The sequence below is a fragment of the Shinella sp. NM-101 genome (genome assembly GCF_021401195.1).
Lineage (GTDB): Bacteria > Pseudomonadota > Alphaproteobacteria > Rhizobiales > Rhizobiaceae > Shinella.
In genome coordinates this window covers 20,296-34,998 of the sequence record NZ_JACBFT010000013.1, presented here as the reverse complement: position 1 = coordinate 34,998, position 14,703 = coordinate 20,296, and the positions used below count along the sequence as shown (strand labels likewise).

Annotated in this window: 16 protein-coding genes; 5 read left to right on the top strand and 11 right to left on the bottom strand. The window is 61.4% G+C overall.

Annotation, left to right across the window (positions count from 1 at the left end; translation table 11 throughout):
• Positions 1-92 precede the first annotated feature (92 nt).
• The 4 genes from L0976_RS21025 to L0976_RS21010 are packed head-to-tail and all read left to right on the top strand — an operon-like array spanning position 93 to position 4,157.
• On the top strand, positions 93-1,277 hold the full coding sequence (locus tag L0976_RS21025) for a pyridoxal phosphate-dependent aminotransferase (protein ID WP_234189170.1): 1,185 nt from the start codon (positions 93-95) through the stop codon (positions 1,275-1,277).
• 20 nt (positions 1,278-1,297) lie between these two features.
• Complete coding sequence (locus L0976_RS21020; RefSeq protein ID WP_024271097.1) at positions 1,298-2,038, top strand: class II aldolase/adducin family protein; 741 nt, start codon at positions 1,298-1,300, stop codon at positions 2,036-2,038.
• A 3-nt stretch (positions 2,039-2,041) separates the two neighbouring features.
• On the top strand, positions 2,042-2,911 hold the full coding sequence (locus L0976_RS21015) for a DMT family transporter (RefSeq protein ID WP_023511954.1): 870 nt from the start codon (positions 2,042-2,044) through the stop codon (positions 2,909-2,911).
• 7 nt (positions 2,912-2,918) lie between these two features.
• The gene (locus L0976_RS21010; protein WP_234189169.1) at positions 2,919-4,157 is read left to right on the top strand and encodes an alanine racemase; all 1,239 of its coding nucleotides are present in this window, start codon (positions 2,919-2,921) and stop codon (positions 4,155-4,157) included.
• Between the two features lie 22 nt (positions 4,158-4,179).
• On the opposite strand, the gene L0976_RS21005 is transcribed toward L0976_RS21010, so the two are convergent.
• From L0976_RS21005 to L0976_RS20965, 9 genes are all read right to left on the bottom strand, one after another.
• Entirely contained in the window at positions 4,180-5,337 is a 1,158-nt protein-coding gene (locus L0976_RS21005) for a mandelate racemase/muconate lactonizing enzyme family protein (RefSeq protein WP_234189168.1), read from the bottom strand.
• A 35-nt stretch (positions 5,338-5,372) separates the two neighbouring features.
• Positions 5,373-5,717, bottom strand: coding sequence for a RidA family protein (locus L0976_RS21000; protein ID WP_234189167.1), 345 nt, complete (start codon positions 5,715-5,717; stop codon positions 5,373-5,375).
• Positions 5,714-7,216, bottom strand: a complete 1,503-nt coding sequence (locus tag L0976_RS20995) for an NAD(P)/FAD-dependent oxidoreductase (RefSeq protein WP_234189205.1) — start codon at positions 7,214-7,216, stop codon at positions 5,714-5,716. The genes L0976_RS21000 and L0976_RS20995 overlap by 4 nt, the downstream gene beginning before the upstream one ends.
• Positions 7,213-7,518, bottom strand: a complete 306-nt coding sequence (locus L0976_RS20990; protein WP_234189166.1) for a (2Fe-2S)-binding protein — start codon at positions 7,516-7,518, stop codon at positions 7,213-7,215. The genes L0976_RS20995 and L0976_RS20990 overlap by 4 nt, the downstream gene beginning before the upstream one ends.
• The gene (locus L0976_RS20985; protein ID WP_304951722.1) at positions 7,499-8,623 is read right to left on the bottom strand and encodes an FAD-binding oxidoreductase; all 1,125 of its coding nucleotides are present in this window, start codon (positions 8,621-8,623) and stop codon (positions 7,499-7,501) included. Before L0976_RS20985 ends, L0976_RS20990 begins: the two co-directional genes overlap by 20 nt.
• 68 nt (positions 8,624-8,691) lie before the next feature.
• Positions 8,692-9,534: a lysine/arginine/ornithine ABC transporter substrate-binding protein gene (locus L0976_RS20980; protein ID WP_234189165.1), complete on the bottom strand. Its 843-nt coding sequence runs from the start codon at positions 9,532-9,534 to the stop codon at positions 8,692-8,694.
• Positions 9,535-9,589: 55 nt separating this feature from the next.
• Complete coding sequence (locus L0976_RS20975) at positions 9,590-10,372, bottom strand: ABC transporter ATP-binding protein (protein WP_234189164.1); 783 nt, start codon at positions 10,370-10,372, stop codon at positions 9,590-9,592.
• Positions 10,365-11,072 (bottom strand): ABC transporter permease, encoded by a 708-nt coding sequence (locus tag L0976_RS20970; RefSeq protein ID WP_234189163.1) that lies wholly within the window; start codon positions 11,070-11,072, stop codon positions 10,365-10,367. The genes L0976_RS20975 and L0976_RS20970 overlap by 8 nt, the downstream gene beginning before the upstream one ends.
• Positions 11,072-11,767, bottom strand: a complete 696-nt coding sequence (locus L0976_RS20965; RefSeq protein WP_255696123.1) for an ABC transporter permease — start codon at positions 11,765-11,767, stop codon at positions 11,072-11,074. The genes L0976_RS20970 and L0976_RS20965 overlap by 1 nt, the downstream gene beginning before the upstream one ends.
• Before the next feature lie 243 nt (positions 11,768-12,010).
• Here L0976_RS20965 and L0976_RS20960 point away from each other — a divergent pair, with 243 nt between their 5' ends.
• A complete protein-coding gene (locus tag L0976_RS20960; protein ID WP_234189161.1) occupies positions 12,011-12,904 on the top strand; it encodes a LysR substrate-binding domain-containing protein in 894 nt (297 codons plus the stop codon).
• A gap of 173 nt (positions 12,905-13,077) precedes the next feature.
• Here L0976_RS20960 and L0976_RS20955 read toward each other — a convergent pair whose 3' ends face one another.
• Positions 13,078-13,227 (bottom strand): hypothetical protein, encoded by a 150-nt coding sequence (locus tag L0976_RS20955; RefSeq protein ID WP_234189160.1) that lies wholly within the window; start codon positions 13,225-13,227, stop codon positions 13,078-13,080.
• A 341-nt stretch (positions 13,228-13,568) separates the two neighbouring features.
• On the bottom strand, positions 13,569-14,699 hold the full coding sequence (locus tag L0976_RS20950) for an FAD-binding oxidoreductase (protein WP_234189159.1): 1,131 nt from the start codon (positions 14,697-14,699) through the stop codon (positions 13,569-13,571).
• Positions 14,700-14,703 lie beyond the last annotated feature (4 nt).

Below are 14,703 nucleotides of genomic sequence, written 5' to 3'. Positions count from 1 at the left end.
TTTCCCCGGCGCCCTTATCAAGGGCGCGCTTTGCGGGTCGACGGACCGCCTCTGCTTGGCCGTTGACCCGTTTTTTTGGTCCGGAGCCCGTAATGATCAGCCCCTCATTGTCCATCAGCCCACAAGCCGTTGCGGCACCAGCGAGCGGCATCGCCGCGGTCATGAAGCATGGTTTTGGACGCTCCGACATCATACCGCTTTGGGTTGGCGAGGGTGACCTGCCGACGCCCGCTGTGATCTGTCGCGCGGCGGCGACGGCACTTGAGCGGGGCGAAACATTCTACATGCCGCAGCCGGGTATCCCCGAGCTTCGCCGCGCGCTCGCCCAATATCATGACCGCGTCTATGGCGGGCTTTTCGGAAAACAGTTCGAACCCGACCGTTTCTTTGTCACGGGGTCCGGAATGCAGGCGATCCAGCTGGCGGTTCGGTTGGCGGCGGGGGTCGGCGAAGAAATCCTGGTGCCGACCCCCGCCTGGCCGAACTTCGCCGCGGCCGTCGGGGTAGCCGGCGCCCACGTGCGCGAGGTCTCCATGCGGTTCGACCGGGCCGGCTGGATTCTGGACCTCGCCCTGCTCGAGGCCTCGATCTCAGCAAAGACCCGCGCGATCTTCCTGAATTCGCCTTCGAACCCGACCGGCTGGATCGCGGATCCTCTGCTGCTTCAGGCGATCCTGGACCTGTCCCGGAAGCATGGCCTCTGGATCATCGCCGACGAGGTCTATGGCCGGTTTACCTATTCCGACGCCCTGGCCGCACCGTCGCTACACTCGCTGATAACCGAAGAGGATCGCGTCCTTTTTGTGAACACCTTCTCGAAAAACTGGGCGATGACCGGCTGGAGGATCGGTTGGATCGAGGCCCCGACGTCCGTCGGGCCCGCCATCGAAAATCTGATCCAGTATTCGACTTCGGGCGTCGCGGTATTCATGCAGCGCGCCGCCTGCACCGCGCTGAACGATGGCGAGGCGTTTCTGGCCGCGCAGATGGAGCGGTGTCGCAAAGGGCTTGAGAGGATCTCCTCGGTCCTCGCGACCTCTTCCCGCATCCACTTTGCGCCTGCCGGCGCCTTTTACCTGTTTTTCGGCATCGACGGGATCGCCGACTCAACGGCATTTGCCGGAGGGCTGCTGCAGAAAACCGGAGTTGGCCTCGCGCCGGGGCGAGCATTCGGCATGGCGGGCGAAGGCTACTTTCGGCTTTGTTTTGCCCGGGAAACGAAGGAACTCACGACCGCGGCTGAGCGGCTGCTTGAATTCCTCGATCATGACGCCTGAGCGACAAGGAGCGCGCACCAATGCATTTGCACAGCGCCGAATGGAAGCACCGGGTCGAACTGGCGGCGTGCTACCGTTTGATAGCCCATTACCGGATGGCCGATCTCATCTATACACACGCCACTCTTCGACTGCCCGATCACGACAGTCGCTTCCTGATCAATCCCTACGGGTTGCTTTGGGAGGAAATCAGCGCATCCTCTCTGGTCACGATTGATCTCGACGGAAACAAGATCGGAGACAATCCCTATCGGGTGAACCGAGCAGGTTTTGTGATTCACAGCGCCATCCACGGTGCGCGGCATGATGCACTCTGTGTCATTCACACGCACACAAGAGCGGGGATGGCCGTTTCCAGCCTGCAGGAAGGGCTTCTCCCGCTGAACCAGATCGCTCTAGGACTGGAGCCGCATGTCGCCTATCACGACTACGAGGGCATAGCGCTTGATATCGAGGAGCGCGACCGTATTGTTGCCGACCTTGGAGACAAGCGAGCGTTAATCCTTCGAAACCATGGACTGCTAACGGTCGGACGCAGTGTCGCAGAGGCGTTCAACCTAATGTATTATCTTAATCTCGCTTGCGAAATCCAGGTTGCGACGCTTTCGATGAACCGCAAGATCAAACTGCCTGAAACTTCGGTCAGGTCCAGGGTGGCTGAGCAGGCAGACATCGTTTCATTCGACGACGGCGATCTCGATTTGGAGTGGGATGCTCACCTGCGGCTTCTCGACCGGATCGACAGGTCCTACCGGCGATAGGCGATGCAAAACCAGGCCCTGAAAGGCGCCGCCCTCGTGGTCGTCGCCATGACTCTCTACATACAAAATGACGTCGCCACCAAACTGCTGACCGAGCGATTCGATACCCTTCAGGTCATGATGGTTCGAGGCGTGATCGGCGCCGCCTCACTTCTCGTTCTCTTGCGGCTGAGTGGTACTACTTACAGCTGGAGGCACGCGCTGATGCCGGCAGTGATAATCAGATCCGCTTGCGACGGGCTTGCAAGTCTCGCCTTCGTCTTTGCCCTTGCTGAAATGCCGCTGGCGACACTAACCGCCATCATGATGCTCGCGCCTGTTATTTCTGCTGCTACCGGCGCCCTGATCTTTGGAGAACGGCTGACGGGAAGACTCACAATAAGTGTGGTGCTTGGCTTCGTCGGCGTAATGATTTTCGCACGGCCGGTGTCCACCGGCGTCAATGTACCGCTGTTTCTTGCCTGCTCTGCTACCCTTCTTCTTAGCGCACGCGACCTGTTTACGCGACACACGTCGGCGGATATTCCATCCGGCCTTGTCGCCCTCTTAACGACGCTCTCCGTACCAATCCTTGTTGCACCGGTCATTGCCGCTCGAGGCTATCTGCCGATGCACCCTCAAGATTTCATGCTTCTTGCGTACGCAGGAGTTTTCGCTGCCGCGGGTACCTGGATTTTTGTGCAAGCTACCCGCATCGCCACGCTCGCTGAGATCGCTCCGTTTCGCTACTCTGCCGTGCCCCTGTCACTTGTGGCCGGCTTCATTGTCTGGGGAGACCTCCCCGATCTAGCAATGCTGGTGGGGTCACTCTTCATCACCGTTGCTGGTGTTCTCGCGCTCGCGAGCCGTTCGCCCCCAAGTCATGAAGGATGAGCACCGGATGCCGCTAGGACAATTTCACCACACTCTTTCGTCCGTCCTTGGTTTACGCCCGTCAGCGTGCGAGGTGTTGCTGCCTGCCCTGACAGTGGACGAGGCCGCATACTGCCATAACCGCGATTTCTTCCTGGGTTATCTTCGCGCCGCAGGTGTCAGGATCGCGCCTCACGCCAAGACACCGATGTCACCCGACATTGCTGCCGATCTAATCGAGGCGGGCGCATGGGCGGCTACTGTCGCCAATCTCCAGCAAGCCGAAGCGATGCTTTCTCATGGCATCAGCAGGATCCTGATCGCGAACGGATTGGGCGGCTTACGGAACGCTCCAAGACTTGCGGCATTGCAGAAGGAGTATCCTGAAGCCGAAATCGTTTGCATCGCGGATTCGGTTGCTGCAGTGGATGTGCTCAGTGCCGCCGCAACCGCAGCAAAATCGTCAATACCGGTCCTTGTGGAAGTGGGCGCGGGCCGCAGCGGCGCACGAACCTTCGAATCTGCTGATTTAGTGGCCCAGGCAATCCTGCGCGACCCGATGTTGGTTCTGCGAGGTGTTACCACGTATGAAGGCTCGGTGGACGGACCGACAGAAATGGCGCGCATCGAGGGTATCGATGCATTGCTTACCCTCGTATCCCGATTTTTTTCGCATCTGCATCGGCTGGCGCCTGCGGACGCCCTTGTCATCTCTGCCGGAGGCTCCCTCTATTTCGATCGGGTGATTGAAGCGCTCGGACCAGTCGTGGCGGAAGACGCGAATGCATTCCTGCTTCTCAGAAGTGGTGCTATTTTCTTCTACGATCACGGAATCTATCGACGCGGACTGGCGGCAATGGACCGCCGGGGCGGATTGCCTATCGGAAAAGACAGGGTTTCCGCCGAGAATTCCTTCAAGCCCGCGTTAAAACTCTGGGCTGAGATTCTCTCCCTTCCAGAGCCTGACCTTGCAATATGCGGATTTGGCATGCGGGACGTCTCGTTCGACCAAGGCATGCCAGTGCCGCTTGGGATTTTTCGCGACGGACTCCCAAAGACCGAGTTCGATCCCTCATCGCTGTCTGTGACCAAACTCAACGATCAACATGCCTTTCTTCGTTTGGAGAAACCTACAGATCTTAGAATCGGGGATGTTGTCGCGTTTGGCATTTCGCATCCATGTACCTGCTTTGATCGGTGGAGGCAATTTTACGTTCTGTCTGCCGAGGAACGGATCTCCGGGGTGTGCGAGACGCTATTCAGTTAGAATCGAGGTAAACGAGCGAAAGTCAAATAAGAGCGAAGCTCAAACAAGCTTCGATGCGCCTCCTGTCAACGATGATTCCAAGACCTGGTATTGAATTTGGCCGCAATGTCCCGTCCCTCGTGATGGCCTGTTCCGGCGGGTTTTCCAGTACCTGGACATAGGTGTTCGCGTCGCTGAAATACGGATAAACTTCGAGATTCATCGCATTCGGGATTGAGGTGCACAGCGACAGTGAGGCTGCGGTGCACAGCGAAGTGGCGCAGTTGTGCGGCGATACGCGTGCATTATAGGTTTCCGCCATACCGGCGATCTGCACCGCCTCGAGCATGCCGCCGCAATTGGCGATGTCGGGCATGACAATCGAAACGGCGCCGGTATCGAGGACGTTGCGAAACCCGCCGCGGCCATAAACCCGCTCACCAAGCGCGATCGGGATACCGGTCCGTGCCGCGACCCGCGTCAGGCCAGCAAAGTTGAAGGGATCGAGCGGTTCCTCAATCCAGCTGATATCAAGATCGCGGCAGACATCGAGAAAGCGCATCAGCTGGTCGTCGCAGAGACCGCCGGACAAGTCGAGCATCAGCTCAATATCCGGCCCGACTTCGGCGCGCAGGGCTTTGATGCGCTCGATCGCCTGACGGAATCGGCCGTCGTCGAGTATTCGCGCCGAGACATGGCGGAACGTGCCGTCCGGTATTTCATAAGCAAAAGGATAGGCTTTCAGGGCACGATAGCCATCTGACAAGGGTCGTCCCGCAGCCTTCGCCCAGTTGACCACATCATCGTGTTCGTGATTCCAGCCATTGGCATACACCTTGATATCGCTGCGCACCGCGCCACCCAAGAGTTCGTGCACCGGCATGCCGGCAGCCTTGCCCTTGATATCCCAGAGCGCCAGTTCGATGGCGCTGATGGCTGCGAACGAGATCGCCCCTCCTCCCTTGGCCCAGAAGGAATGGTCGTAAAGATCCTGCCAGATCCGGCGGATCTCCAGCGGGTTGCGACCGGAAAGCCGCAAGGCCATGTCTCCGAGCATGCCGGCAACAGCTGGGGCGCCGTAGCCATACGCAACGCCTGCCTCGCCGAACCCCGAAATGCCTTCGTCCGTCTCGATCTCGATGAGCACGGGGCGCAGACCGCCGCCCTCGATACGATAAATCCTGACATTGCTGATCTTCATCGGTTTGCCTTTCTAGCAGGTTCGGTGCGGCGGAATCAGCTATGCGCGGTGACGACGATTTCGATCAGCGTCGTGCCGCCGAGATCGGCGACGCCGACGGTAGCGCGGGTGGGGAAGCTTTCCGGCGCAAGCCATTCCTTCCAGACCGCATCCATTTGCGGCTTCAAGGTCATGTCAGTGATGAAGATGGTGGCCGAAAGCAGCTTCGACTTGTCCGAGCCGGCCTCCGCGAGATATTTGTCGAGCTTGGCAAGAATCTCGCGGGTCTGGCCAGCCATGTCGAGACTCTCGTCGTCGCAGGTGGTGCCGCCAACGAAGATGATGCGGTTGTACTCAACGACGCGGTGCATGATCGGGGTCTGAATGTGACGTGTCGTCATTGCTTCTTTCCTTCTTCTTCGATTGAATGGTGTTCGGGCGGGCGACCGGTGACGGCGAAGACGGCAGCCGGCGTCTGCGGCAGGGCACCAAGCTCTAGAAGGCGCAGCGGCTTGATCGGCGCCCGCAGGCGGTAAGTGCCGATCTCCGCCGGGCTGACACCGCGCTCATCTGCCATGATCTCGGTAATGGTCGAGGCGCACATGCGGCCTTGGCAGGGACCCATGCCGCAGCGCAGAAAGGTCTTGAGCTGGTTCGGCCCCGGTACCCCGAGCGCAATCACCTGCCGCAAGGTTCCGGCACTCACCTCTTCGCAACGGCAGACCATGGTGTCGGGCTCGGGCGGCGCGAGAAACTGACGGGCCGGCCGGTAGAGCGTATCGAGGAAGGCTCGGCCGCGGCGGTAGAGCTGGCGCTGCTTCTCAAGCTCGGCGAGCCGACCGGCAATTTGTGACGACGGCAGCAGGCCGATATCCGCAAGCGCGGCCAATGCCGCTATACGGCCAGACACCGCGGCGTGTTCCGCCCCACCGATGTCAGCCCCGTCGCCCGCCGACAGGATGCCGGCAAGCGAGGTGCGGCCATGGCTATCCCTGCATGGCTGAAAGGCGCGCTGGGTGTCGTTCCATTCGACGGCACAGCCGGTAGCGCTGGTGAGATTGATGCCGGGGATGATGCCCTGGTGCAGGAGCACGCAATCCGCGGCGATCGTTTCCCGTCGTTTGCCGGAGCGAAAACGCACGCCTTCCACATGGCGGGTGCCGGTGATCGCCAGTTCCGTTATCCCGGAAATCACCCTTGCCTGCCGTCGCACCCTGAACAGCAGGGAAAGACCCTTGGCGACATAAGGTGAGAGTAGAAAATTCGGAAGATGGCGCAACGCCGCTATCCGTTGTTTCTTTTCGGCGGTTTCGAGCAGAGCAGAGATATTGGCACCCGCCTGCAACAATTGATCGGCCAGCAGGTAGAGCAGCGGCCCGCAGCCGGCGAGCACGATGCGGCCGGCGGGAATGCCGGAAACGGACTTCAGCGCGATCTGCGCCGCCCCGGCGCTCATGACGCCGGGAAGCGTCCAGCCCGGCACGGGCATGGGCCGCTCCATCGCGCCGGTCGCCAGGATGACGGCGCGGGCGGAGATCATCCGCGCTGCGCCGCCGAGCGTCAGCCCGACGGTCGCGTATTGTTCCTCGGTCGCTGCGGCATCGAGGCTCCAGACGGTGGTGGCGGCGGCATAATCGACCGATGACGCGGAAAACGCCTCGACGACAGCGCGTCCCTTCCAGTAATCCATGCCGAGGAAATCCTGCCGTTCCGGCGTATTGCGGGTCACGGCGCGGTAGATTTGGCCGCCGGGCTCGAGATTTTCGTCGGCCACCAGCACGCAGGCGCCGGCCGCAGCCGCCTCGGTCGCGGCCGACAGGCCAGCCGGGCCGGCGCCGACGACGACGATATCGTAGTGCGGCGCAAGTATGCCCGCATCGGTTATCCTGCGCATGCTCATCGATCTGCGCCCCCCGTCACCTGGCGGGCGCCGTGCTGACTGTTGACCACCATGCCTTCGCGCACCTCGATCAGGCAGCTTTGGCGGTTCTGGATGCCGTCGATAGTGACGAGGCATTCGAAGCACACGCCCATCAGGCAATAGGGCGCGCGCGGCTCTCCGCCCACCACGCTGTCACGAAACGTGTGGACACCGGCGGCAAGAAGGGCCGCAGCCAGCGTATCGCCGCGCGCTGCCGTCACGTGTCTGCCATCGAAGGAGAAGGTTACCATCTCGGCGGGTTCACGAATTCTCCGAAGCATGGAACCTCCGCGAATGGAACGGTGCGAGATCGGGAGAAAGGGTGCCCGCGGCGATCTGTGGCGCGACGACCAGCGCGTGGTTGGCCGCCAGCGTCACGCCGGAATGGCAGACGGCGATGAAGGCGCCGGGATGGGAGGCGGACTGTTCGTAGATCGGAAAACCGTCCTGCGTCTTGACGCGGTAGCCGGTCCAACTGCGCACGACATTGAGATCGGCAAGGCAGGGAAAGACCCGCATGGCCCGGTTGGCGAGTACCACGCTGATATCCTGGTTGGTGGCGATGGCGGAGGTGTGCGTCTCCTCGCTGTCGCCAATCATCACGCCGCCCTCGTCGGCCTGCCGGATCGTTGCAGAGGTGTATTCGAAGAACGGGCGACATTTCTCGGTAACCAGGATCTGGCCCTTGCTGCGCTTGAGCGGCGCGTGAAGCCCGACCATCGGCGCCAGGCGCTGGTTGTCGGTGCCAGCGGCCAGCACGATGCGACGGGCGGAAATCGCGCCGTATGCGCCGATAAGTCGAAAACCGTTCCTCTCCGGCTCGATGCGCTCGACCGCATGAACGGGGCGGTAATCGACGCCGCGACGGCGCATGGCCGCATGCAGCGCGCGGAAGAGGCGCAGCGAATTCACATGTCCATCAGCCGGCGAATAGGCCGCGCCGACAACATCGGAGCCGACAAGCGGCAGGCGCCGACGCGTCTCTTGCGCGGTGAGTATTTCATAAGGTGCAGCCGCGCCACCGGTCTCGACGGCAATCTCCTCAAGCTCCGCCGCCAGCCCATCGAGTTCGCCCTGCGAGAGCGCGAAGGAAAAGGCGCCGCGCTGGCTGAGCGCCACATCGATGCCGGTGTCTTCGGCAAGCGCGGCGGCGAAGGCCGGCCAGCGCTCCGCCGAAGCTTTGGACCACAGCGCGTAGTGGGGCGCATGCAGACCCTTGCCCTGTACCCAGACGAGGGCGAAATTGGCACGCGACGCTCGCGGATCGAGATCCGCTCCGTCCAGAACCATGGTCTTCAGGCCGGCGCGGGCAAGCCCCCAGGCCAGCGCAGCGCCGACGAGTCCCCCGCCGACGACCGCGATATCGCTTTCGTCCAATAAAGGCATCAGAGAATGTCCGTTTGCGTGCGGCGTACGGCGCGACCCCGAGGGCCGCACCGGTTCGCATCAGAACGTCAGCCGCGCGGGCTGACGTCGACCTTGAACCACTTGAGCGACAGTTCCTTGATGGTGCCGTCCGCCAGCGCGCCCTTGATGGCTTCGTCGAACTGCGCCTTGAGCGCGGTGTCTTCCTTGCGCAAGCCGACGGCGATCACACCGAAGACGCCGCCGGAAAACAGCGGGCCGGAGAGTTTCGCACCCTGCATGTCAGGCTTCTCGAGTGCGGCGGCAAGAACGGTCGCGTTGGCGAGAACGGCGTCAAGCCGTCCGCTGACCAAGTCGAAATTGTGCTCTTCCGTGGTCTTGTAAGCCCGGATATCGACGCCGTCCTTGAAATAGGCCTCCATGAAGGTGGACGCAGTGGTCGATCCCTGCACGCCAACGGCCTTGCCTTTGAGAAGGGCGGCGATTTCGTCGATGCGCTTTTGCGCCTCGGCTGCCTCGCTGTCGAGCGAATAGCTCTCGCCGGTTCCGGGCATGTCGGCGAGCGGGCTGTCGGCGGCGACGGCAAATCCATTGATGCCGGCGGCATAGGGCGTCGAGAACGCAATGACTTCCTCACGCTTCGGCGTCACGCTCATGGCTGCCATGATGGTGTCGTATTTCTTCGCCGTCAGCGAAGGGATGATGCCATCCCAATTCTGCGCCACAATCTCGCATTCGACCTTCATGCGCTCGCAGAGCACCTTGGCGAGGTCTATTTCGAACCCTTCGAGAGCACCGTTCGGGCCAGAGAAATTCCAGGGCGCATAGGCGCCCTCGGTGGCGATCGTGACTTTCTTCTGTTCCTGCGCGGAAACCGTGCCTGTGGCGACGACGGCGAGGAGCAGGGCGGCGAGTGTGGATTTCAGTTTCATATGGGTTCACCTCTGGTTTGCTTTTGCTGCTAGAATGATCGCTGGCCTTGCGGCCTTAGGTGTTTTCCCGCGAAATGAACTGGCTGAAGCGCTCCGATCGCGGATTCGAGAACACTTCCGAAGGCGGGCCCTCCTCCTCGATCCGGCCCTTGTGCAGGAAGATCGTGCGGGTGGAGACGTCGCGGGCGAAGGCCATTTCATGGGTGACGATCAGCATGGTGCGGCCTTCGGCTGCGAGATCGCGCATGACCTTCAGCACCTCGCCGACAAGTTCGGGATCGAGCGCCGAAGTCGGCTCGTCGAACAGCATGATGCTCGGCCGCATCGCCAACGCCCGGGCGATCGCGGCACGCTGTTGCTGGCCGCCGGACAGATGCGCCGGATAGCTATTGCGTTTGTCGGCGATGCCGACGCGCTCCAGCAGCGCCACGGCCTCGGCCAGACAGTCCTTGCGGTTGCGCTTCTGCACATGGACTGGCGCCTCGATGAGATTTTCGAGAATGGTCAGGTGGGACCAGAGATTGAAGGACTGAAACACCATCGCCGCCTTGGCGCGCAGGCGGTTGACCTGAGCGTTGTCGCGCGGACGCGGAGGTCTGCCCGGCGTCTGGTCGAGCGCGATCGCCTCGCCTTGGATCGCAACAGAACCGCCATTGGGGACTTCAAGCATGTTGATGCAGCGCAACAGCGTCGATTTTCCCGAGCCGGAGGAGCCGAGGATGGAGATCACCTCGCCTTCTCGCGCTTCGAGCGATACGCCATGCAGCACTTCGAGCGAGCCGTAGCTCTTGCGGATGCCGGACAGCGCGACGGCGGGCGTGGCGGTGGCATCAGGCATAGTGTTTCTCCGGCCTTCTGGTCTCCGGCGACACGGTGTATTCGAGCCAGGCAAAGACCCGGGCGACCAGGAAATTGATGGCAAGATAGATGGCGCCGGCGCAGACGAAGACTTCCACAGTCCGATAGCTTTCGGAGATCAGCTTGGCCGCGATGCCGGTGATTTCCAGAAGCGTGATGGTCGAGGCAAGCGCCGTCGATTTCACCATCAGGATGATCTCGTTGCTATATCCGGGCAGCATTTGCCGGAGCGCCAACGGTATGACGATCCGGCGAAACAACAAGTGACTGGACATGCCGCAGGCTCGAGCTGCCTCGATCTGGCCGGCCGGTACCGAAAGCAGACCACCACGGATGATTTCCGCGCTATAGGCAGCGGTATTGAAGGCCAGCGCCAGCACCGCGCACCAATAGGCTTCGCGCAAGAAAGGCCAGAGCAGGCTGTGGCGCAGCAGCGGAAACTGGCTGAGGCCGTAGTAGATGATGTAGATCTGAACCAGGAGCGGTGTGCCGCGGAAAACGAAGATGTAGAACTGCGCCGGCGCGTCGAGCCACCACTTTCCGGAAATGCGCATGAAGGCGAGCGCGAAGGCCAGGATGCTGCCGGCAATCACGGACAAGGCCGTCAGCTGCAACGTAAGCGGAATGCCCCCGAGCAACGCCACGAAGCTTTCGGCGAAAAACGGAAGATCGAAGGGCATCACACAGCCCTCCGGATGCCGCGCATCGCCCGCTGTTCGGCCAACCGAAAGCCCCGCCCGGAAATGAAGCTGATAAGCAGATAGAGGGCGCCTGCAGTCAGATAGAAGCTGAAGGGCTGGCGCGTGGAGCCGGCGCCGATCTGTGCCTGCCGCATCAATTCTACCAGACCGATGACCGATATGAGCGCCGATTCCTTCAACACCAGCTGCCAGACGTTGCCGACGCCGGGAATGGCGAAGCGGGCGGCTTGCGGCAGGACGATGCGGCGAAACAGCAGCAAGGCCGGCATGCCATAGGCACGCCCGGCCTCGATCTCACCTTTCGGCAGCGCCAACACGGCGCCGCGAAAGACCTGCATCTGGTAAGCGCCGGAGACGACGCCGATCGCCAGGGCGCCTGTCAGGAACGCGGGAGCACCGACAAAACCTTCAGCGCCAAACAAGGCTCCGACACTCGATATCAGCGAGCTCGAACCGAAATAGAAGAGATAGATGACCAGAAGATCGGGAATACCGCGCAGTAGCGTGGTGTAAACGTCGGCGACCGAGCGGAATGCGCGCAAGCGCGAGAAGCTTGCCGCCGCGCCAAGACAGCCGAGCACGGCTCCTACGAGGAAGCCGCAGAGCGCGACCGCGACAGTCATCGCGGTGGCCGTGAGTAGGCTGTGTCCCCAGCCATCGGGCCCGAAGCCCATGAGCCGCACATAGTCCACCCGCCCAGCCTTTCATTGTCCAGTACGTGATTGCGCGCGTCATCGCGCCGACGAACGAGGCCGCCGGTTCTTAGCGCTTTTTTCCGGAGAGACTGTCTTGCTGCCGTGAACTCAGAAGGCCTCGGAAGCTTGCCCCTTCTATTGACAGAAGGGATCGCACGGGCCAACCATGCGGTCAAATTCGAAAAAATGGGACAAGAATAACCCAATGTTATGGAGTTGGTGATGAATCTTCGTCAGGTCGAGGCATTCCGGGCGGTCATGCTTACCGGGCAAATGACGATTGCGGCAGAATTGATGTCCGTCACACAACCCGCGGTGAGCCGACTGATCCGGGACTTCGAACACGCAACGCGTCTAAGGTTGTTCGAGCGCCGTGGCAACCAGATTACCCCGACGCAGGAGGCCCTGACGCTGTGGAAGGAGGTGGATCGAGCCTTCATCGGCTTGAACCGAATTGCTTCTTTGGCGGAGGAGATTGCGCGGCACGCTGCGGGAACTTTGCGGATTGCTGCGATGCCGGCGCTGGCCAACGGCATTCTTCCCCGTTTCCTCGCCCGTTTCCTGCGTGACAAGCCAAACCTGCATGCTTCCCTGAGCGGTCTCCCTTCCTCCATGGTCATAGAAGCCGTGGCTGCGGGACAGGCGGACATCGGTTACGCCGACGGTCCGCTCGACCGGCTGGGATTCGTGATCGAGACGCGGCCTTTGGCCGCCGTTGTCGCCATTCCCGAAGGCCATCCGCTTTGCATCAAGGAGACGATCCATCCCGCCGATCTTGAGGAGCAGCGCATGATCAGCCTCGAACCAGGCACCATCTTCGCGATGCGGGTTGAGGTGGCGTTGGCCGGCGTGCGCCGTCTTGCAACACTAGAAACGCGGCTGTCACACACGGCGCTGACACTGGTCAGCGAAGGAGCGGGCATTGCTATCATCGACCCGACCTCTGCCAGCGAGTTTACGCAAAGGGGCGTGATCGTCCGCCCTTTCGGTATTTTCATCGATGCCGGCTTCCTGGCCATCCGCTCCGCAAACCAGAGCCGCTCCGATATCATTGATCGCTTCTTCCGGGAATTCTGGGATTTTCACGACGAGACAATCAAAAAAGCGGGCCTGTAGCGTTCTGAGGCGGTCTTTTTAGCACCAAAGGAATTAGGCCCGAAGTCCTGCGGTAAAACCACTACCTTGCACGCGCTTGCAGAAGCGGCCCATCCCCATTGACCGTAGCTGGTGCGGGGTAGGTCTACAGCGAGGGTCTCCACCTCGCCGAGATGTTCGGCGAAATCGAGAGTTCAAATAAATGCTAAAATTGTTCCGCTGCCCTTGTCGATACGCGTGCTTTCCGCGCGGACGCCGAGCTGACCCTTGACTTTTTGCCGCTTGCCGAAAGGCATCGCTTCCCTCTCGTCGTGAGGCACATAGATTATCGTGATACTGGACATGCTTTGTCCGAGGTTGACGATTTCCGAGCGCGTCGCCCCGCAAAGCTATCTTGAGATCCTTCAAGGGATCGTCGAAAAGAATTGTCGGGATTGCGCCACACCCATCACTGTCTAGGGCGCGAGCAGTCGTTGCGATACATTCGCCAGCGCCGCAACATCCCTCAACTCGCCGGTTTCCCAGCCGTTTCACCTTTCGCTATCGTACAAGGAGGATCCCTCGGGATCCCCTTGTAGCGCTGCGTCGAAGGTTCGCATAGGCATGCCATCGCGGAAACTGGCACACGGTCTGCGACCGCCGATCCTGGCCAGAACGGGCGCGTTGGTGTGGAAAGACTATCGCCTTATTGTGATGCGAAGCGCTCAGGACGGAACTTTGCGAGCATCGGATGTTCCGCTCCAGTCGCAATCTCATATGCGAGCAGTTCGCCGACGATGAGACCGAGCGTGGCACCACTGTGGCTGAAGGCGACATAGTAGCCGGGGATGGCCTTGAGAGCGCCGATCACCGGCTCCCCATCGCCGGGGATCGGTTTTCCGCCGATGTCGATGGAGGCAATCTCAAGCTTCGGATTGCCATCCATCACCCTGCTCGCCTCGGCCATCAGCGCCTCCACAACCGCATCATCGATTGCGTAGCTGCCATCGGGGCGAAGCGTCACGCCTTCGTCGGCGGCCCAATCGGCGTCCAGTGAAAAGGTCCCGCCGGGCGCTGGGCGGACGGCAACGCGCGGCGTGTTAAGCACGGCGCGCAGCGGATGATCGAGCGGCTTCGTCTGCACGAGAAGCGCAATCGGCGTTCCGTCGCCGATGGTCTCCCCACTCTCCGCCACCATCTTCGGCACAGCCGGACCGGTGGCGACCACCACGGCATCGGCCTTGAAACGATCGCCGCTTGCAGTCTGCGCGCCGGTGGCGCGGCCATCTTCGACGATGACCCTCGCGGCCCCCTGATCCGTCACCAGTACGCCTCCGAGAACGGACAACTCCTTCAGAAGCAGGCCGATCAGGACGGGCAGGTCCACCCAGCCCTCGCCGGGATTGAAGATCGCGCCCTGCGGGGTAATCGCGCGTGCATCGAGGCCCGGGGTGACGCCCGCTACGTCGCCGGCGGCCAGGTGCTGTGCATCATAAGCCAGCGAAACCTCATGGCGATAGGCAGCGGCGATCTCGTTGCCCGCATCGTCGGCATCCCAGGTGAGACCGCCGTCAAAACGCAGCCAGTCGGTATCGGGATTACGCGCGAACAGCGTGCGATAGCGGTCGATGCCGGCCATGCGCAGCCGGTGATAGGGTTCAGAGCGCATGCGCGACGAGTTCAGCCAGGAAAGCGAGCGGCCCGATGCGCCGTTGGCCGCCGGGCCATCATTGAGAATGGTGACGCGTATGCCGCGCCTGGCAAGCTGAACGGCGGTGGAAACGCCGAAAATGCCGGCGCCGATGATAACGGCAGAGGAGATGGTCTTGTCTGTCATGGTC